The sequence below is a fragment of the Bordetella sputigena genome (assembly GCF_965137885.1).
In the GTDB taxonomy this organism is placed as follows: domain Bacteria; phylum Pseudomonadota; class Gammaproteobacteria; order Burkholderiales; family Burkholderiaceae_B; genus Bordetella_C; species Bordetella_C sputigena.
In genome coordinates, this window is sequence record NZ_CBCSCA010000014.1 from 1 (window position 1) to 18,103 (window position 18,103).

Consider the following 18,103-nt stretch of genomic DNA (forward strand, 5'->3'; position numbering starts at 1 on the left):
CGATACATTACTCACCCGTTCGCCACTCGCCGCCAGACCGAAGTCCGCGCTGCCGTTCGACTTGCATGTGTAAGGCATCCCGCCAGCGTTCAATCTGAGCCAGGATCAAACTCTTCAGTTCAATCTCTGTTTCGTACAACTCAAGACCCTGATAAATCAGGACCCGAGCCGTCTTTCGCTTAGCGCTCTCAAAGGAAGTGATAGAACCCAGACGATCTTTCAATCATCTGATTCCTGACACTTACTTCTGTGAGCACTTGATTTCTTCGGCCCTGGCTATCCAGACACCCGAACTTACGCTCGCGCATCGGACCGCTCAGGTGCGCCTACATCCATCAAGCGCCCACACTTATCGGTTGTTTCGTTGTTAAAGAGCAGCCCTGCTTTTTCGCCTTCACCACCGTCGCGTCGCGCGGCTTTTGCCTTGCTTCGCGTCGTTGCTGTGTCAGCAGCAGAGAAACGAGATTATGAAGACTTTTTTTGGGGCTGTCAAATCAGCGTCGCATCTATTTGCTTGCCGGCTCGGCCCCCGCCTTGCCTCTCNCCTTCGCCTCGACAGCGAAGGGGCGCGACTATAGCACATCGTTTCGCGGCACGCTGGCGGTGCGGGGAATCCGCCCGCCGCGCTGCTTTATGGATAGACTTCGGCTGATGTGCAGAGGAGTCCGGCATCCGGGCGGCCTCCGCGCCTTGCGTTCAAACACATGATGAAGCCAGCCATGTCCGCCACCCATCCCGACGTATACGAAGACATCCTTATCAACGTCACGCCGTTCGAGACCCGCGTGGCGGTGGTCGCCCAGGGGGCGGTCCAGGAGCTGCACGTCGAGCGCAGCATCCAACGGGGACATGTGGGCAATATCTATCTGGGCCGCGTGGTGCGCGTGCTGCCCGGAATGCAGAGCGCCTTCGTGGATATCGGCCTGGAGCGGGCGGCCTTTATCCATATCGCCGATTTGCGGGAGAACCGCGCGGAGCGCAGCCAGGGGTTGAACCCCACGCCGATCGAAAAGCTGCTGTTCGAGGGCCAGACCTTGATGGTGCAGGTCATCAAGGACCCGCTGGGCACGAAAGGCGCGCGGCTGTCGACCCAGATCAGCATGGCCGGGCGCATGCTGGTCTATCTGCCGCACGATCCGCACATAGGGATTTCGCAGAAGATCGATTCGGAAAGCGAACGGATGCAGTTGCGGGAACGCTTGAGCGCGCTGATGCCGGAAGACGAAAAAGGTGGATTCATCGTGCGCACGCAGGCCGAAGGATCGACGGACGAGGAGCTGCGCGCCGACCTGGATTACCTGCGCAAGCTCTGGAGCAGCGTGCAGGCGGCGGCCCGCAGCAATCCGCCGCCAACGGTACTGCACCAGGATCTGACGCTGGCTCAGCGTGTGCTGCGCGATATGGTGGGCCCGCATACCGGGACGATACGCGTCGATTCGCGCACCACCACGGCCGACCTGCTGGAATGGGCGCGCGTGTATACGCCTTCGGTGGTGGACCGCATCCATCACTACAGCGGGGAGCGCCCTCTGTTCGATATGGCCAATGTGGACGACGAGATCCAGCGTGCGCTGTCTCGCAGGGTGGACCTGAAGTCCGGCGGCTATCTGATCATCGACCAGACAGAGGCCCTGACCACGGTGGACGTAAATACCGGCGGCTTCGTGGGCGGCCGCAACTTCGACGACACCATCTTCAAGACCAACCTGGAAGCGGCGCAGGCGATCGCGCGGCAACTGCGGCTGCGCAATCTGGGCGGTATCGTGATCCTGGATTTCATCGATATGGAAGACGCGGAGCACCGGGAAACCGTGCTGGCCGAACTTCGCAAGGCCCTGGCGCGCGACCGTACCCGCATGACAGTGAACGGCTTTACGCAGCTGGGCCTGGTCGAGATGACGCGCAAGCGCACGCGGGACTCGCTGGCGCACCAACTGTGCGAAGCGTGTCCGACTTGCCAATCGCGTGGGCATGTGCGCACCGCGCGCACCATCTGCTACGAGATCCTGCGCGAGATCCTGCGCGAGGCGCGGCAGTTCAATCCCAAGGAATTCCGCATTCTGGCTTCGCAGCAGGTGGTGGACCTGTTCCTGGAAGAAGAAAGCCAGCACCTGGCGATGCTCGGAGACTTCGTGGGCAAGACGGTGTCGCTGGAGGTCGAGGCTGCCTATACGCAGGAACAGTACGACCTGATCCTGATCTGACGCATGCCCGCGGAAGTATCGTCGCCGGAAGTGCTTTGCCTGAAGACGCCATGACGCGGGGGCGCCTTGGAAGGTCGGCACAAGAACAACGCTACCCGGCGAATCCGCCCTGCTTCAGGAACGCCAGCTCCTGCGCCGTTGAAGTGCGCCCAAGCACCGCGTTGCGATGCGGGAAGCGGCCGAAACGCGCGATGATGTCGCGATGCAGGACGGCGAAGTCCCTGCTGCGGGGATCCAGGCGTTGCGCCAACGCCACCGAGAGCGCCTGGTCGGCGGGGTCTTCCGAATGTTCGAAAGGCAGATAGAAGAAGACCAGCATATCCGGCTCCGCCTGCCCGTCCAGCCCCTGTTCCACCGCCTGCCTGGCGAAGAGGCGCGCCAGCGGATCGGTGGCATACATATGCGCCGTGCCGCGAAAGGCGTTGCGGGGATATTGGTCCAGCAGGATCAGCAGGGCCAGCACGCCCGGCGCGGTCCCTGCCCAATGATCCAGTTCGCGTCGCGCGGCCGCCAGATGCAGGGCCGCGAAGCGCGCGGAGAATTCGGCATCGAATGCCGGGTCCTTGGCGAACCATTTGCGCGGGCCCGCATTCCTCCAGAACTGCAGGACGGGGGCAGCCTCAGCCGGCGCGTCCTGTTGCGTGATCGACATGAAGATGGCTCCTTACCGCGATACGGCGAATTATCGGCGATGCGGCGTCCAGTCGGCGGGTTTCAGCGGGCCGCCGGGCGGGTCGCCTCGATATGGCCCTGCCCCTCCAGCGAAATCCCGTCCTGCTCCGGGACCTCACCCTGGACGCTGATGCGCCATTCGCCGGAAATGACCAGGGGCACATCATCGACTACCCATGTTCCCGCGGCATCGCCGTCCACCGGACGGGCAGGCCGGACGATGCCCTCGATGCCCGCTTGCGGCATGGAGAATGTGGCGGACAATTCCTCGGCGGGCAGCGGATTGCCGTCCTTGCCTGTGAGCGCGATGGTCACCCGTGCATGGCCATCCGCGTTGGCAACGATGCGGGCTTCGCCGGCATAGCGCGTGCCGCGCAGTGGCACGGTAACGTGCCGGGCCGCCAAGGTCACTGCTCGTGGCGCCACGAATGGCGGCGTGAAACGCCACAAGGCGACCACGAAGAGGATGGCCGCGGCCAGCGCGATTTCCCAGCGGATGTTGCGGACCAGGCTGCGCAAGGCGTCCATATTGCCGCCCAGGGTCGCGGCGGTCCATCGCCACCGGTTGGCCGCGCCCAGCGCAAGCAGCGCCACCACGAGCGCGAGTTTGGCCAGGAGCACCCTGCCGAAGTATGTCCGCCACAGGTCCCCCGGCTCGCGCAATTGCCACCACGACAGCAGCAGGCCGGTGGCCACGAGCACGGCCACGATCGCCAGCGCGGCCTTGGAAAAACGACGCAGCGGCGTTTCGCCATATCCCGCCAGCAGCAGGACTGGCAGGCAGGCCAGCGCCCCGAGCCAGGCGGCGACGGCCAGGACGTGCAGGAACACGACGATACGCGCGCCGTTCCCCTCGGTCGCGGTGGCCGCGTGTCCGCTGGACGCCAGCGACAGCCCCAGCAACAGTACAGCCAGCAGCGCCAGCCCGCGGCGCCAGCGCTCGGAGGCGACGACGCTGGCGAAGAGCCCCATCAGGGCGGCGGCTTCGGCGATCCAGACCAGCACGCCGTAGGAGGTGCTCATCGCCGCGCTCCAGCAGGCCCGCGTGATGATGGCCGACCAGGGCGCGGCGAGCGCGTCCAGGCCCTGCAGGCCCAGCGATACGGGCGCCGCGACGACAGCCAGCAGCAGCGCGGGCAGGTGCTTGCGGCAGCCACCTGCCTCGTACTGCGCCGCCCAGGCATTGAAGGCCACGCCGCCGATGCCGAACAACAGGCCGGCCAGTAAAGCGAAGGAGACCGCGATGATGGCCGGGTATAGCATGGGCGCGCGGTACGGCGGCGCCGCGGCGCGGGCCTGGCGGTCCGGCGTGCCAACGACAAAGTTCAGGGTGCCGCCCACCGGATGGCCGTCGGCCGACGCCACGCGCCAGCTGAAAAGATAGCTGCCCAGCGGCGCCTGCGGCGGCACCGCGACCGAAAGTCTGGTGTCATGGACTTCGGGCGGGCCCAATTGCACCTGCCGGCCGCCGGGACCCAGCAATCGCAGTACCAGCGGCGTGACCGGCTCGCTGAAGGTCAGGATGATGTCGCGCGGCGGCGCGGCCAGGACCGCGCCGTCCGCCGGCACGATTTCCATCAGCTGGGAGTGCGCATGCACCTTTGCCGACAGCACGAACAGGCAGGCGAAAAACAAAGCCGCCGCGATTCTTCTCATGACGCCGTTCCTGACTCGGTTGGGCCGGCAGGTTCCGCTTGGCCGCGGCCGGATGCGCGGATGGCGAACCTGTCGTCGGCCGTCATTCTATCCACCGGGCGATGAGCTTGTCGCATTCCTGATGAACACCGAGCCGGGAACTCTATACCTGGCCGCCCTACAAAGGCGGGCCGCAAAGTTCGCGGTTCAATATGGAGTACATCATGCAAGTTTCCCAGCCGTCCGTGCCCAGCATGGACGTGGCCATCGATCTCTCAAACGTGACGTCCAGGGATCATGGCGGCCAGGTATCCAGATATCCCGAGGGCGTAGAAGAAGCCACCGCGCGGATAGTCGAGGAGATGGCCAACTGGACGCCCGCCCGGAGGGCGGCCGAGGAGGTGGCGCAGATAGCCGCCAATCTCAAATTCCTGTCGGAACATGGAGCGATAAAAGCCTGATCGCCCGGCGGCCTCCCTGGATTATTCCGAGTCGCGGAATTGCATGCGGTACAGCGACGCGTACAGGCCGTTGGCCGCCAGCAGTTCTTCGTGACGGCCCTGCTCCACGACCTTGCCGGCGTCCAGGACCACGATACGGTCGGCGTTCTGCACGGTCGAGAGCCGGTGGGCGATCACCAACGTGGTGCGGCCCTTCATGAGCCGTTCCAGCGAGGCCTGCACCTGGCGTTCCGACTCGTTATCCAGGGCGGACGTGGCTTCGTCCAGGATCAGGATGGGCGCGTTCTTGATCAGCGCCCGCGCAATGGCCAGACGCTGGCGCTGGCCGCCGGACAGGCGCGCGGCGTTTTCACCCACCGACGTATGGATGCCCTTGGGCAGGCTGTTGACGAAGTCGCGCAGATTGGCGGCTTCCAGCGCATCCAGCACCTGCTGGTCGCTGGCCTGGCCCAAGGCGCCGTAACCGACGTTCACCGCGATGGTGTCGTCGAAAAGCACCACGTCCTGGCTGACCAGCGACAGATGTGAACGCAGGCTGCCGAAAGTCAGATCCTGGATATCGACACCGTCTATCGATATCCGGCCCGCCGTCGGACTGACGAAGCGCGGCAGCATATTCACCAGCGTCGTCTTGCCGCTGCCGGATCTGCCGACCAGCGCCACGGTTTCGCCCGGATTCACCGTGAACGATACATCGCTGACCGTATCGCGATCGGCATCCGGGAACCGGTGGGATACGCCGCTGAATTCGACCTGGCCGCGGATAGGCTCGGGCAGCGAGCGCGTGCCGGTTTCCCGTTCCGGGACTTCGTCGATCAAGGTAAAGACGCTCTCAGCCGAAACCAGCATGCGCTGCATGCGGCCGGCCAGGTTGGTCAGGCGCTTGATCGGGTCGAACAGCTGCGCCAGCGAAGCCATGAAGGCGGCGAAGCTGCCGGCGGTAAGCGTGCCGGCATTGGCCTGGCCCAAGGCCACGGCGATGATGCCGGCGACCGACAGCGCGATGCAGACCTGCGTCAAGGGCGTCATCGCGGCGTCGGCGATGGCGCTGCGCATGGCGAAGCGGCGCAGGCGCGAGTTGACGTAGCCGAAACGGCTGCGTTCGTATTCATAGCCGTCGAACAGCTTGATGACGCGCTGGCCGTCGATGCCCTCGCCCACCACGCGCGTCAGCTCCGCGTTCATATTGACCGTATCGCGGTTGATCTTGCGCAGCCGGCGGATGAAGATGCGTGCGATCATCACGGATATCGGCAGCATGACCAGGATAATCAGCGTCAGCAGCCAGGACATGTACAGCAGCACGCAAATCAGGGCCACCACGACCAGGCTTTCGCGTACCAGGACGGTGATGACATCGGTGGCGTAGCCCGTGACATTGCCGGCATCGATGGTGAACCGGTTCAGCAGGCGGCCGGTGTCGCCCCGCTTGAATTGTTCGTCGGGCAGTCCCAGCAGCCGGTCGAACATTTCCTGGCGGATGCCGCGCAGTACATTATTGGCGACCCAGGCGAGCAGATAGTCGCTGAAGAAGTTGCAGATGCCGCGCAGGACGATGAGGCCGACGACCGCCAGGGGTATGGCCCAGACATAATAGGGCTTGGCGCCGCTGAATCCGTCGTCCAGCAGGGGCTTCATGATGACCGCCAGCGTCGGCTGGGTGCCGGCGGCGCCGGCCATCAGAAGGACCGCGAGCAGCAGGGCCTTCCAGTGGGTGCCGACGCGCGAATAAATACGTTTCCAGAGCACGGCCTTGACCGGATGCGATCCGGAAGGGCGGGTGCGATTGGCAGAATCCAAGAATCTCTCGCTTTTATACAATCCGTACGGGGCATTGTACCGTCGGCCGCGTGACCGCCCGGGCCAGACTGTGGCATGCCTTACCGTGTTGAACGTCTCTCCGGAATCCCTTTGCGCCGGCCGCCGGCGCCCCTGCTTTTATGCCATCCATAACGCGTCTGTACGTGCGGCTGCCCAACTGGGTAGGCGATGTCTGCATGAGCCTGCCCACCTTGCGGCTGTTGCGCGACGCCGGCCTGCCGCTGGTCCTTTGCGCCCGCCCCTGGGCGCGCGATCTGCTCGCCGGCGTGGCCGGCCAGGATGACTTCATCGCCATGCGAGGCGGGTTCTGGCAGGACCGCGGCGCGGTGCGCCAGCACGTCCGCCGGGCCGGTCCCGGCGGGGTCGCCCTGGCGCTGCCGGATTCCCTGTCCAGCGCCGCCGTCTTCCGGCTGGGAGGGCTGCCGGTAGCCGGCTACCGCGATGATGGCCGCAGCCTGCTGCTGCGCTGGCCGGTGAACAAACCCGCGACGCCGACGCACGCCGTGGAGTCCTGGTATTACCTTGCGCGCCAGGCCCTGCTGCGCTGGGGCCTGCCCGCGGGCGAGGCCGCTCCCGGCGCCGAACTGGGCCTGGCCCTGACCGCGACGCATCATGCACAGGCGCAGGCCTGCCTGGAGCAGGCGGGCCTGGAGGCAGCACGCTTCGTGCTGATCGGCCCGACGGCGACCGGTCTGCATCGGGGGCGCAACAAGGTATGGCCGGGCTTTGCCGCGCTGACGCGCGAGCTGCGAGCCCGCGGAGTGCAAGTGGCCATGTGCCCGCCGCCGGCCGAAGTGGATGCCGCCCGGGCCAATGCGCCCGAGGCCCTGCTGTTGCCCGCCCTGGGCCTGGGCGCCTTCGCCGCGCTGACGACCCGCGCCGCCCTGGTGATATGCAACGATTCCGGGGTCTCGCACGTGGCGGCCGCCGCGGGTGCGCGCCAGATCACGCTGTTCGGCGTCACGCAGCGCGATCGCACCGGCCCGTGGTCCGCCAAGGCGCATTGCCTGGGGTCGGACCAGGGCTGGCCGGACGTGGCGGAGGTCCTGCGCGACGCGGAAGCGTTGTTGAATGGGGATACGGGCAGCCGGGCGCCGCGTGAATTGACAGGCGTGGCGCCGGCCTGAACAATCGTGGCGGTATGTCTATCGTTAGTCTTCTCGCATATCTCATCATCCCGCTCTATCTGGGACTGACCCTGGCGGGCCTGGGCGCGCTGCTGGCCCTGTTCCGCTGGCGCAAGACCGGTCTGGCGCTGGCGCTGATCGGGGCGGCCTGGGCCTACGCCTGGTCCCTGCCCGCCACCACGCTATGGCTGGGCGGCATCCTCGAAAGCGAATATCCCTACCGCTCGCCGGCGGAATTGCCGACCGCCGATGCCATCGTGGTATTGGGCGGCAATATCGCCAACGACCGCCAGAACTGGTTCCTGCCCTATGAACGCGAAACCGCGATCCGGCGTTTCCAGACCGCCGAACAGCTATACGACGCGGGACGGGCGCCCAAGATCGTTCTGTCGGGCGGCGCCTTGACCGGCGACGTCAGCGAGGCTGAAGGCATGGCCCATGCACTGCGACTGTCCGGAGTTCCGCGCAGCGCGATGATCCTGGAGAACGACAGCCGCACGACCTACGAAAACGCCATCCTGACGGAAAGCCAGTTGAAGGAACACAACATCCGGACCGTGCTGCTGGTGACGTCGGCCCTGCATATGCCGCGCGCCATGGCGGCATTCCGCAAGCAGGGCGTAACGGCGATTCCCGCGCCGTCGCAGCCGCAGATCGTGCTGCCGTCGGCGCCGCGGATTTCGCCTTGGCTGCCGGACGAGCGCACCTTCGATGCCAGCCGCTCCATCATCAAGGAGTACACCGGCTTGTTCCTGTATTGGGTGCGCGGGTGGATTTGAAGAGCGCCGCTCCCCTCTCCTGCCGGCCGGGCTGCGGCGCCTGTTGTATCGCGCCGTCCATTACCCGTCCGCTGCCCGGCATGCCGGCGGGCAAGCCGGCCGGCGTACGCTGCGCGCAACTGACCGACGACATGCGCTGCGCGGTGTTCGGGAAACCGGAGCGGCCGGATTTCTGCGGCGGGCTGAAGCCGGCGGCGGATATGTGCGGCGCGGACCGCGAGCATGCCATCGCCTGGCTGACCCGGCTGGAGCACGCTACCGCGCCTTGAGCCGGCGGGCCGGGCGCCGAACCTACCAGCGGCGGCGCTTGCGGTCTTCGTACGTGGTCAGGGTTTTGCGCAGGAAACTGAACAGGCCGGTCGAACCGGCGACCAGTACGCGCGGCAGGCCCATGGGGTCATCCTGGGCGTTCGCCACGCCACGCCTCGTCAGCGTGGCGTTGTCATAGCCGGCGTCGCGCGCCATCGCCATCAGCGCTTCGTTGTATTCGCCGTAGGGATAGCAAAAGGCCGTGACCGGCGCGCCCAGCGCCTCTTCCAGTTCGCGGCGCGATTCGGCGATCTGGCGACGGGCTTCATCGGGACCCAGCTGCGGCAAATGGACATGATCCAGGGTGTGGGAGCCGACTTCGTTGCCGGCCGCCGCCCATTCGCGCATTTCTTCCACGGTCATCAGCGGTGATGGCGGCACCCCTTGCGCATGATCCCAGACGTTGCTGCCGCCGAATTGGCGGGCGACGAAATAGTTGGTGGCGGTGAAGCCCAGCTGCGCCAGCACGGGCATCGCGTTGCGATGCACGTTGCGATAGCCGTCGTCGAAGGTGATGCCGAATACCTTGCCGTTGCGTTCCCCGCGCAGATAGGGCATCAGGTCGCGCATCGACAGGCCGCGATAGCCGAAGCGGCGCATCCAGGACATCTGCCGCTTGAAGCCGGCGGTGTCCACGGTCAGGCCGCGGTAGGGCGTGCCGCGTGGCGGCAGCGGGCCGACCTGGTGATACATGAGGATGGGGATAGCCATGGCGGCGATTATAGGGAGCGCCGTTCAGCCGCCGGCGAGCGCGGCCTGGTATACCGCGAACGTCGCTTCGACGAACGCGGCCAGGTTGAATTCGCGCAGGCTTTTTTCGCGTGCCGCGGCGCCCATGGCCAGCACGCGCGACGGATCGGCCAGCATGCCGCGCAGCACCTCGGCTATGGCCCGCGGATCGCGCACCGGCACGATCCAGCCGTCGCGGCCGTCGACGACGTTTTCCGGCAGGCCGCCGGCGTTGGACACCAGGGCCGGCAGGCCCAGCGACATGACCTCACGGCAGGCGAAGGACAAGGCTTCGCGGTACGACAGCACGAAGCCGACGTCGCAGGCGGCCAGCACGGGCCGCACGTCGTCCAGCAAGCCGGGGAATACCACCTGGTCCTGCACGCCCAGTTCACGGACGCGCGCCATTTTTTCCTCGTTGGGTGGATCGCCCGCGACCAGGACGCGAAAGCGCTGGCGCTCGTCCGGCGCCAGTTGCGCCAGACCGGCCAGCAGGTCCAGCCAGCCTTTGTCGTAATCCGTGCCGCCGGAACTGCCCAACAGGATTTTGCCTGGCGCCGTCGGACCGAAGTACTTTTCGCGCAGGGCGGGACGCAGCGCGTCCGACGGCGGCGCGAAGTAGTCCGTATCGATCCCGTGACGGATGGTCGTGATGGGCAGCCGGCCATACGGCGATGCGCGCAGCAGACCGGCGACGAAATCGCTGACCGCGATGACGCGATCGGTGCCGAACCGCGCGCGCAGGCGATGGCCCACGGTGCCCAGCGGCAGGTCGTTGTGCTTGGTGAACACGATGGGCGGCCGCCGCATGCCCAGGGTGGCGATCATCGCCAGCCGGTGGTCGGTGGAACCGTTCACATGGATGACGTCGTAACGCTCCTGCCGGATCAGGCGGCGCAGCGCCGCCGACTCGCTGAACAAGGCGGCCGCGCGCGAGCGAAAACGCATATCCACCGCCCGCACGCCGGGCAGCTCGCCCGCATAGCGGTACAAGCGGCTGGTGCCCGGCGTGGCGACGGTAATCTCATGCGCGTGCCGCAGGCCGCGCGCCAGGTTCATGATGTAGGTGACGTGCCCCCCGCCGTTGCGCGGATGGAAGTTCGTATAGAGGATTTTCAAGGACGGGGAGCGCCGTCGCGGCGCGCGTTTTCGGATAGGAACATCAGCTTGGCGTAGCGGAAGAAACTGCCGGCCGCCGCGGTCACCGCGAGCACCAATCCATGGCGGCCGTCGAGAAAGCCGCGCCGGATCAGGTAGATGCGGATGAAAGTCCAGAAGCCATGGCCCAGCGCGCCGAAGATGCCGGTACGTTTGCCACGCGCGTGCATCATGGCGGCCGCGTCGGATGAATAACGATTGACCTTGTTGACCAGCGCATCCAGGTGCGGATACGGGTAGTGCAGGAAATGTCCCTGCAGCCGGCCGATGCCGCTGCCCTGCGCGGGCACCACTTTTTCATGCACCGCCGCGTCGCTGAAGCGCGCGGTGCCGCGACGGAACAGGCGCAGCACGTAGTCGGGCCACCAGCCGCTGTGGCGGATGAAGCGTCCGCAGAAATCCGACAGCCGGGCGATTTCGTAGGCATCGTAGCGGGGCGCCGCGATGGCCTCCTGTATGGCCTTGGCGAGCTCCGGCGTCACCCGCTCATCGGCATCGATGGACAGCACCCATTCGCCTTCCGCCAGATTCAGCGCGCGATTCTTTTGCGGGCCGAAGCCCGGCCAGTCGTGGGTCTGTTCGACCGTCGCGCCCATGGAGCGCGCGAGTTCGACGGTGTTGTCGGTGCTGCCGGAGTCGACCACGATGAACTCGTCGGCGAAGGCCACGGAGTCCAGGCATGCGACGATGTTGGCTGCTTCGTTCTTCGTGATGACGATGACCGAAAGCTTCATGCGCGTCCCCTCAGCCGGCGTTTCCAGGCCTTCCAGGCGTGGTAGCGCGGTCCCCAGAAGGGATGTCCGCCCAGCCACAGCCGCCGCGCCAGCCAGCGGCCCGGTTGATCGCGCACGGCGAAGCGGTAGATATGTTCCGGATCGCCGCCGGCCGTGTTCTGGCCCAAGGCGTCGGTGGTATAGAAGTAGCGGAAACCGGCCTGGCGGCCGGCATCCAGATAATCGGCGTCGAAATAGCCCTGCGGCCAGCACAGATGCGGGCTTTGTTCGCCCAGCCGCTGGCCGAGGATCTCGCGGGAATGCCGCAGTTCCTCGGCAACGTGCTCGCGTTTCGCGGCGGTGTCCGCACCGCAGACCTTGTCCCAACGGGTATGGGTGTGCGTGTGGCTATGAAATTCGAACGTACCCGCCGCGCGCATGGCTTCGATCTCGCTCCAGCGCGCCATGACCTGGTCGGCCCGCCCATCCGCGATGGCTGCCTTGCAGGCGGCGTGATCGGGCGCAACGGGCGCCCCCGCCTGCCCCGCGACGGGCCGGGCCGGGCCCTCGCCTATCCAGCCGGTGACGATGAACATGACGGCATGCATGCCGTAGCGATGCAGGATGGGATGGGCATGCACCCAGTTGTCCAGATAGCCGTCATCGAAGGTAATCAGCACGGACTTCTCGGGCGCCGGCTCGCCGGCGAGGTGGGCGGCGAACCGATCGGCCGTCAACGCGGTATAGCCGGAACGCGCCAGGCGTTCGATCTGGCTTTCGAAATGCGCGGGCGTGGCGGCGATCATGCCACCCGCCGGGGTGACGTGGTGGTACATCAGCACCGGCACATTGTGCGCGCGCCGCAGCGCCTGTTGCTTCATCGCCGCCGCTCCGCCAGCCATTTGCGATAGATGATTTCGGTGCGCTCGGCCAGCCGCTGCGGCGAGAAGATGCCTTCTTCGCGGATCATGCGGCGGCCGGCGTCGCCCATCTGGCGGCGCAGGGCCGGATCGTCGATCAGGCGGCGCAGCGCGTCGGTCAGGGCGGCCTGGTCCTTGGACGGCACCAGAAAGCCGCTGACGCCATCGCGGAACATTTCGGACACGCCGCCCACGTTGGTGCCCACCACCGGCAGGCCGCTGGCCTGCGCTTCGACGTAGACGGTGCCGGAGGCTTCCTGTTCGGTGGCCAGCGCGAACAGGTCGAAACCCGCCAGCAGATTGGGCACGTCGCGCCGCGTACCCATCAGATGAATGCGCGACTCCAGGCCCAGTTCGGCGATGTAGGCCTGCACGCGTTCGAAAGTGGGCGAACCGCTGCCCACGAAGACCAGGTGCAGATTGGGACGCGTGGCCATCAAGGGCCGCATGGCGTCGATCAGGGCGATATGGCCCTTGGCCGGCCGCATCACGGCGACGCAGCCGACGACGATATCGGTGTCGGCCAGGTTCAGTTCATCGCGCAGCGTGGACCTTTCGATGGGCGGCGGCGGCACGATGGGCGAATACAGCGTGGCAACGCGTTCGCGCGGCACGCCGCGCGTGATCAGGTACTCCCGCACATGATCGCTGACGGTGGTAACCCGATGCGGCAGTATCGTGTACGACCACATCGACCCGACCTTGCTGGCCAGATGCCGCGTACGCACGATCAGCGGCGTGCCGGCCATGCGCGCCGCCGGCGCCGCGATCACGGTATCGCGGCGGCTGTGGGTATTCAGCACGTCGAAGCGGCCTTCGCGCAGGATGCGGCGGATGGCGGCGATGCCCTTGAAGTAATTGGGCACGCCGTCCATGTCGACCTGATGGACCTTGAAGCCCTCGTCGCCCAGCCGCTTGACCAGCTGCGCGCGCGACTGGCAGATGGCTTCCATGTGATGGCCACGCTCGCGCATGGCGATCATTTCCTTGAAGATCCGGTGCTCCTGTCCGCCGAAAGCCACCGCGGCCTCGGAATGGACGATGCGTAAAGGTGTCATGAGTAGGAAATCTCCACGCCTTCCGGGCGGGTCCATTCATTCAGCCGGTCCAGCAGCGCATCGGCCATGCGCACGCGCCAATCCTCGCCCAGCCGTACCGTGCACAGGAAATTGCCGCGCGCGTAGATCACCTCCACCGGCGTGCCGGGGATGCCGTTCTCCGGTTCGGCGCGGTAGGGATTGAGCAGCTTGCGCAGGTGTTCGGCGTCGGCATTGCCGTTCAGGCGGATGCGCAGCGACCGGGCGCGGGCCTCGCGCGCCAGCTGCAGGTCGAACAGCGATTCCGCGACGATGCGCATGCCGCCGGAATACTCGTCATTGCTGACCTTGCCATGCACGATCAGCAGTTGGTCTTCGCGCAGCCGGTTGCGGTGCTTTTCGTAAAGCTCGTTGAAGATGGAGATTTCCACCTGCGCGGTGCCGTCGTCCAGCACCGCGAACACCATCTTGCCGCGCCGCGTCATCATGGCGCGCACGCCCGACAGCACGCCGCACATCCATTGCGGTTCGCGCTGCGGCTCCAGGCGCGCCAGCGTCATGGGCACGATGCGGCGGACTTCATCGCGCCAGGCGTCGAACAAATGGCCGCTGAAGTAATAGCCCAGCGCCGATTTTTCTTCGGTCAGGCGTGTGTGCAGATTCCACGGCGGCACCCTGGCCAGCTCGCTGGCGACCACATCGCTGCCATCGTCATCGCCGAACAGCGACACCTGGTTGGCGCTGCGCGCGGCCTGCTCGGCGGCTTCCATGGCGGTGGGCACGGAGGCCAGCAGCGCGGCGCGGTTGGCATCGATGCCGTCGAAGGCGCCGGCCTTGATCAGGGCTTCGATGGTGCGGCGGTTCACCGAATGCTTGTCGACGCGGCGGCAGAAGTCGAACAGGTCGCGGAACGGGCCGCCTTCCTGGCGGGCGCGGATGATGTCTTCCACGGCGCTCTGGCCGGTGCCCTTCACGGCGCCCAGGCCATAGCGCATGGTGCGCGGCGGCAGGCCCTTGGCCGTGCGTTCGTCGGCCACGGGTTCGAAGCGATAGCCCGACGCGTTGACGTCGGGCGGCAGCACTTCCACGCCGTTGTCCTTGGCGTCGCGCCAGAAGGTCTGCACCTTGTCGGTGTCGTCCATATCGGACGACAAGGTGGCGGCCAGGAACTCCGTCGGATGGTAGGCCTTGAGCCAGGCAGTCTGGTACGCGATCAATGCGTAGGCGGCCGAGTGCGACTTGTTGAAGCCGTAGCCGGCGAATTTTTCCATCAGGTCGAACAGCTTGACCGCCAGGTTGGGATCGTGGCCCTTGGCTTCCGCCCCCTTCTGGAACAATTCGCGGTGCTTGGCCATTTCCTCGGGCTTTTTCTTGCCCATGGCGCGCCGCAACAGGTCGGCGCCGCCCAGCGAATAGCCGCCGATGATCTGCGAGATCAACATCACCTGTTCCTGGTAGACGATGACCCCGTAGGTGCTCTTGAGCGTGCCTTCCAGATCGGGATGGAAATAGTCGACCGGCGCGCGCCCGTGCTTGCGGTTGACGAAGTCGTCCACCATGCCCGATTCCAACGGACCGGGACGATACAGCGCCAGCATGGCGATGACGTCTTCGAAGGTGTTGGGCCGCAGCTTCTTCAGCAGCTCCTTCATGCCGCGCGATTCCAGCTGGAACACGGCGGTGGTGTTGGCGTCCGTCAAGACCTTGTAGGCCGCGGGATCGTCCAGCGGCACGGCCATGATGTCGAAGTCGCGCTTGCTCTCGTTGAACTGGCGCACATAGCGCACGGCCCAGTCCAGGATGGTCAGGTTGCGCAGGCCCAGGAAGTCGAACTTGACCAGGCCGGCGGCTTCGACGTCGTCCTTGTCGAACTGCGACACCGCGCTGTTTTCCTGGCCGGGCTGGCAATACAGCGGGCAGAAGTCGGTCAGCTTGCCGGGGGCGATCAGCACGCCGCCGGCGTGCATGCCGATGTTGCGGGTCAGGCCTTCCAGCGGCTGCGCCAGGTCGACCAGGCCGCGGACTTCCTCTTCCTGCTCATAGCGCTCCTTGAAGGCGGGCTCGTCCTTGAGCGCGCGCTCCAGGGTCCAGGGATCGGCCGGGTTGAAGGGGATCAGCTTGGACAGGCCATCGCAGAACAGGTACGGCATATCGAGCACGCGGCCGGCGTCTCGCACCACCGCCTTGGCGCCCAGCGTGCCGAAAGTCGCGATCTGGCTGACCGCGTCGCGGCCGTACTTTTCCTTGACGTAATCGATGACGCGTTCGCGGTTGTCCTGGCAGAAGTCGATATCGAAGTCGGGCATGGACACCCGCTCCGGGTTCAGGAAGCGCTCGAACAGCAGGTCATAGCGGATGGGATCCAGGTCGGTGATGCCCAGCGCGTACGCGACCAGCGAACCGGCGCCCGAGCCCCGGCCCGGCCCTACCGGCACGCCGTTGTTCTTGCCCCAGTTGATGAAGTCCTGCACGATCAGGAAGTAGCCCGGAAAGCCCATCTGGATGATGGTCTTGCATTCCCAGCGCAGGCGTTCGAAGTAGGCCTCGCGCTTGGCGTTGCGCTCTTCTTCGTTGGGGAAGAGGAACAGCAGGCGCTTTTCCAGGCCTTGTTCGGATAGTTGGACCAGATAGTCGTCCAGCGTCACGCCTTCCGGCGTCGGGAAATTCGGCAGGCGCGGCTTGCCCAGCACCAGCGTCAGATTGCAGCGACGGGCGATTTCCACGGTATTGGCCAGCGCCGATGGCACGTCGGCGAAGCGCCGCGCCATCTCGTCGCTGTCCAGCATGTACTGGTCGGGCGTAAAGCGGCGCACCCGGCGCGGATTGGCCAGGATTTCGCCTTCGGCGATGCAGACGCGGGCCTCATGGGCCTGGAATTCGTGCTTGTCCAGGAACTGGATGGGATGGGTGGCGACCACGGGCAGGTTGCAGACGCCGGCCAGGCGCAGCGCGGCCTGGACATAGGCCTCGTCGCCGTCCATGCCGGCACGCTGCAATTCGATGTAGTAGGCGTTCGGGAAAGCCGCCGCCCACTGGCGCGCCAGGACTTGCGCCTGTGCGGCATTGCCGGCTTCCAGCGCCTGGCCGACGTCGCCGGCCCGGCCGCCCGACAGCACGATCAGGCCGCTGGACTGCTGCAGCCATTCACGCCGGACTTCCGCGCGACCTTTGTGTTGATTGGTGAGATATGCGCGCGACAGCAGTTCGCACAGGTCCAGATAGCCCTGGCGGTCGCGCACCAGGACCAGTATCCGGTGCGGCTTGTCGCGATCCTCGTCGTTGGTCAGCCAGATATCGCAGCCCGCGACAGGCTTGATGCCGGCGCCGCGCGCCGCCTTGTAGAACTTGATCAGGCCGAACAGATTGGAAAGATCGGTCAGCGCGACGGCGGGCTGGCCCAGCTTGGCGGCGCGCTTGACCAGATCGGGGATACGAACAGTGCCGTCCACCACCGAAAATTCGGAGTGGACGCGCAGATGAACAAACGGGGACGGGGCGATGGCGGCTTCTTCTGACATGACCGCGATTGTACTCAGCGGACCGCTCGCCGGCCCCCTCCCGCCGCATCCCGGGTCCCATCCCGGCGCCGGCTGTGCAAGAATAGGCGGTTACCCCTTACTTTCCGCGTCTTTCGCTATGAAATGGCTGATCCCCGGCATCTGGCTGGCTTCCATCCTGTATGGACACTATCGCGGCCGCGTGCGCCTGCCCTGGTCCCGTGTGTTCCTGGACCATTCGGTGCTGCTGGCCCCGGTGAACGCCTTCATGGTGCTCGTCTCGCGGGTGCCCACCACGCCCTATGTGTCGACGCGCGAAATCCCGGAATTGCAGGTACTGCAGGACAACTGGGAAATCATCCGTGACGAAGCCCTGCAAATGGCCGAACTGCGCCGCATCAAGGCGGCGGAGCGCCATGACGACATCGGCTTCAATTCCTTTTTCAAGTACGGCTGGAAGCGCTTCTACCTGAAGTGGTACGACGCCCGCCATCCGTCGGCGGAAGCGCTGTGCCCGCGCACGGTCGCACTGCTCAAGACCCTGCCCAAGGTCAAGGCGGCGATGTTCGCCGAGCTGCCCGACGGAGGCAAACTGAACCCGCACCGCGATCCGTTTTCCGGATCGCTGCGCTATCACCTGGGGCTGGCCACGCCCAACGACGACCGCTGCTATATCGACGTGGACGGCGAACGCTACAGCTGGCGCGACGGCGAAGGCGTGGTGTTCGACGAAACCTACATCCACGAAGCGCACAACCAGTCCGGCCGGAACCGCATCATCCTGTTCTGCGACGTGGAACGGCCGCTGCGCTGGCGCTGGGCGGAAGCCTTCAACAGCTGGTTCGGCAAGGTGGTGATGTCGGCCGCCAGCTCGCCCAACGATGAAGGCGACAAGACCGGCGCCATCAACCGCCTGACACACGCGCACTGGCGTTTCGACCAGGCGCGCAAGCGCTTCAAGTCCTGGAACCGGCCCTTGTACAAGGCCGTGAAATGGGGCCTGGTCGTGCTGGTAGTGGGCGCCTTCGTCTGGATCTGAGC

The 18,103-nt window shown here is 65.9% G+C and carries 15 protein-coding genes and 1 rRNA gene; 6 read left to right on the top strand and 10 right to left on the bottom strand.

Annotated elements, in window-relative coordinates; translation table 11 throughout:
- Positions 1 to 121 (bottom strand): 16S ribosomal RNA (locus tag ACNA0R_RS22625); the annotation flags it as partial.
- Positions 122 to 719: 598 nt separating this feature from the next.
- On the opposite strand from ACNA0R_RS22625, the gene rng reads away from it, so the two are divergent.
- The gene (gene rng / locus ACNA0R_RS22630; protein ID WP_415828325.1) at positions 720 to 2,204 is read left to right on the top strand and encodes a ribonuclease G; all 1,485 of its coding nucleotides are present in this window, start codon (positions 720 to 722) and stop codon (positions 2,202 to 2,204) included.
- Positions 2,205 to 2,295: 91 nt separating this feature from the next.
- On the opposite strand, the gene ACNA0R_RS22635 is transcribed toward rng, so the two are convergent.
- Positions 2,296 to 2,856, bottom strand: coding sequence for a DUF924 family protein (locus ACNA0R_RS22635; protein ID WP_415828326.1), 561 nt, complete (start codon positions 2,854 to 2,856; stop codon positions 2,296 to 2,298).
- Between the two features lie 62 nt (positions 2,857 to 2,918).
- Entirely contained in the window at positions 2,919 to 4,532 is a 1,614-nt protein-coding gene (locus tag ACNA0R_RS22640; protein ID WP_415828327.1) for a copper resistance CopC/CopD family protein, read from the bottom strand.
- Positions 4,533 to 4,735: 203 nt separating this feature from the next.
- On the opposite strand from ACNA0R_RS22640, the gene ACNA0R_RS22645 reads away from it, so the two are divergent.
- Positions 4,736 to 4,972, top strand: a complete 237-nt coding sequence (locus ACNA0R_RS22645; protein WP_415828328.1) for a hypothetical protein — start codon at positions 4,736 to 4,738, stop codon at positions 4,970 to 4,972.
- 21 nt (positions 4,973 to 4,993) lie between these two features.
- On the opposite strand, the gene msbA is transcribed toward ACNA0R_RS22645, so the two are convergent.
- Entirely contained in the window at positions 4,994 to 6,772 is a 1,779-nt protein-coding gene (gene msbA, locus ACNA0R_RS22650) for a lipid A export permease/ATP-binding protein MsbA (protein ID WP_415828329.1), read from the bottom strand.
- 140 nt (positions 6,773 to 6,912) lie between these two features.
- Here msbA and ACNA0R_RS22655 point away from each other — a divergent pair, with 140 nt between their 5' ends.
- Genes ACNA0R_RS22655 through ACNA0R_RS22665 form a run of 3 tightly spaced genes read left to right on the top strand, consistent with a single transcriptional unit; the run spans position 6,913 to position 8,968 of the window.
- Positions 6,913 to 7,920, top strand: a complete 1,008-nt coding sequence (locus tag ACNA0R_RS22655; protein ID WP_415828330.1) for a glycosyltransferase family 9 protein — start codon at positions 6,913 to 6,915, stop codon at positions 7,918 to 7,920.
- Positions 7,921 to 7,934: 14 nt separating this feature from the next.
- On the top strand, positions 7,935 to 8,699 hold the full coding sequence (locus tag ACNA0R_RS22660) for a YdcF family protein (RefSeq protein WP_415828331.1): 765 nt from the start codon (positions 7,935 to 7,937) through the stop codon (positions 8,697 to 8,699).
- Positions 8,690 to 8,968, top strand: coding sequence for a YkgJ family cysteine cluster protein (locus tag ACNA0R_RS22665; protein WP_415828332.1), 279 nt, complete (start codon positions 8,690 to 8,692; stop codon positions 8,966 to 8,968). The genes ACNA0R_RS22660 and ACNA0R_RS22665 overlap by 10 nt, the downstream gene beginning before the upstream one ends.
- A 22-nt stretch (positions 8,969 to 8,990) precedes the next feature.
- Here the strand turns inward: ACNA0R_RS22665 and ACNA0R_RS22670 are convergent, their stop codons facing one another.
- From ACNA0R_RS22670 to dnaE, 6 genes are read right to left on the bottom strand one after another with little or no spacing between them, the layout of a single operon-like run.
- Entirely contained in the window at positions 8,991 to 9,719 is a 729-nt protein-coding gene (locus ACNA0R_RS22670; protein ID WP_415828333.1) for a polysaccharide deacetylase family protein, read from the bottom strand.
- Positions 9,720 to 9,743: 24 nt separating this feature from the next.
- Positions 9,744 to 10,856: a glycosyltransferase family 4 protein gene (locus tag ACNA0R_RS22675; RefSeq protein WP_415828334.1), complete on the bottom strand. Its 1,113-nt coding sequence runs from the start codon at positions 10,854 to 10,856 to the stop codon at positions 9,744 to 9,746.
- Positions 10,853 to 11,629: a glycosyltransferase family 2 protein gene (locus tag ACNA0R_RS22680; protein WP_415828335.1), complete on the bottom strand. Its 777-nt coding sequence runs from the start codon at positions 11,627 to 11,629 to the stop codon at positions 10,853 to 10,855. Before ACNA0R_RS22680 ends, ACNA0R_RS22675 begins: the two co-directional genes overlap by 4 nt.
- Positions 11,626 to 12,474 carry a polysaccharide deacetylase family protein gene (locus tag ACNA0R_RS22685; RefSeq protein WP_415828449.1) on the bottom strand — a complete coding sequence of 283 codons (849 nt, stop codon included), beginning with the start codon at positions 12,472 to 12,474 and terminating at the stop codon, positions 11,626 to 11,628. The genes ACNA0R_RS22680 and ACNA0R_RS22685 overlap by 4 nt, the downstream gene beginning before the upstream one ends.
- An 11-nt stretch (positions 12,475 to 12,485) precedes the next feature.
- The gene (locus tag ACNA0R_RS22690) at positions 12,486 to 13,586 is read right to left on the bottom strand and encodes a glycosyltransferase family 4 protein (RefSeq protein ID WP_415828336.1); all 1,101 of its coding nucleotides are present in this window, start codon (positions 13,584 to 13,586) and stop codon (positions 12,486 to 12,488) included.
- Entirely contained in the window at positions 13,583 to 17,083 is a 3,501-nt protein-coding gene (gene dnaE / locus ACNA0R_RS22695) for a DNA polymerase III subunit alpha (protein ID WP_415828337.1), read from the bottom strand. The genes ACNA0R_RS22690 and dnaE overlap by 4 nt, the downstream gene beginning before the upstream one ends.
- A gap of 118 nt (positions 17,084 to 17,201) precedes the next feature.
- On the opposite strand from dnaE, the gene lpxO reads away from it, so the two are divergent.
- Positions 17,202 to 18,101, top strand: coding sequence for a lipid A hydroxylase LpxO (gene lpxO / locus ACNA0R_RS22700; protein ID WP_415828338.1), 900 nt, complete (start codon positions 17,202 to 17,204; stop codon positions 18,099 to 18,101).
- The last annotated feature ends 2 nt before the right edge of the window (positions 18,102 to 18,103 follow it).

Coding starts and splice junctions, on each gene's coding strand:
- rng (WP_415828325.1), top strand. CDS start 720: ATGTCCGCCACCCATCCCGACGTATACGAAGACATCCTTATCAACGTC.
- ACNA0R_RS22635 (WP_415828326.1), bottom strand. CDS start 2,856: ATGTCGATCACGCAACAGGACGCGCCGGCTGAGGCTGCCCCCGTCCTG.
- ACNA0R_RS22640 (WP_415828327.1), bottom strand. CDS start 4,532: ATGAGAAGAATCGCGGCGGCTTTGTTTTTCGCCTGCCTGTTCGTGCTG.
- ACNA0R_RS22645 (WP_415828328.1), top strand. CDS start 4,736: ATGCAAGTTTCCCAGCCGTCCGTGCCCAGCATGGACGTGGCCATCGAT.
- ACNA0R_RS22655 (WP_415828330.1), top strand. CDS start 6,913: ATGCCATCCATAACGCGTCTGTACGTGCGGCTGCCCAACTGGGTAGGC.
- ACNA0R_RS22660 (WP_415828331.1), top strand. CDS start 7,935: ATGTCTATCGTTAGTCTTCTCGCATATCTCATCATCCCGCTCTATCTG.
- ACNA0R_RS22670 (WP_415828333.1), bottom strand. CDS start 9,719: ATGGCTATCCCCATCCTCATGTATCACCAGGTCGGCCCGCTGCCGCCA.
- ACNA0R_RS22680 (WP_415828335.1), bottom strand. CDS start 11,629: ATGAAGCTTTCGGTCATCGTCATCACGAAGAACGAAGCAGCCAACATC.
- ACNA0R_RS22690 (WP_415828336.1), bottom strand. CDS start 13,586: ATGACACCTTTACGCATCGTCCATTCCGAGGCCGCGGTGGCTTTCGGC.
- dnaE (WP_415828337.1), bottom strand. CDS start 17,083: ATGTCAGAAGAAGCCGCCATCGCCCCGTCCCCGTTTGTTCATCTGCGC.
- lpxO (WP_415828338.1), top strand. CDS start 17,202: ATGAAATGGCTGATCCCCGGCATCTGGCTGGCTTCCATCCTGTATGGA.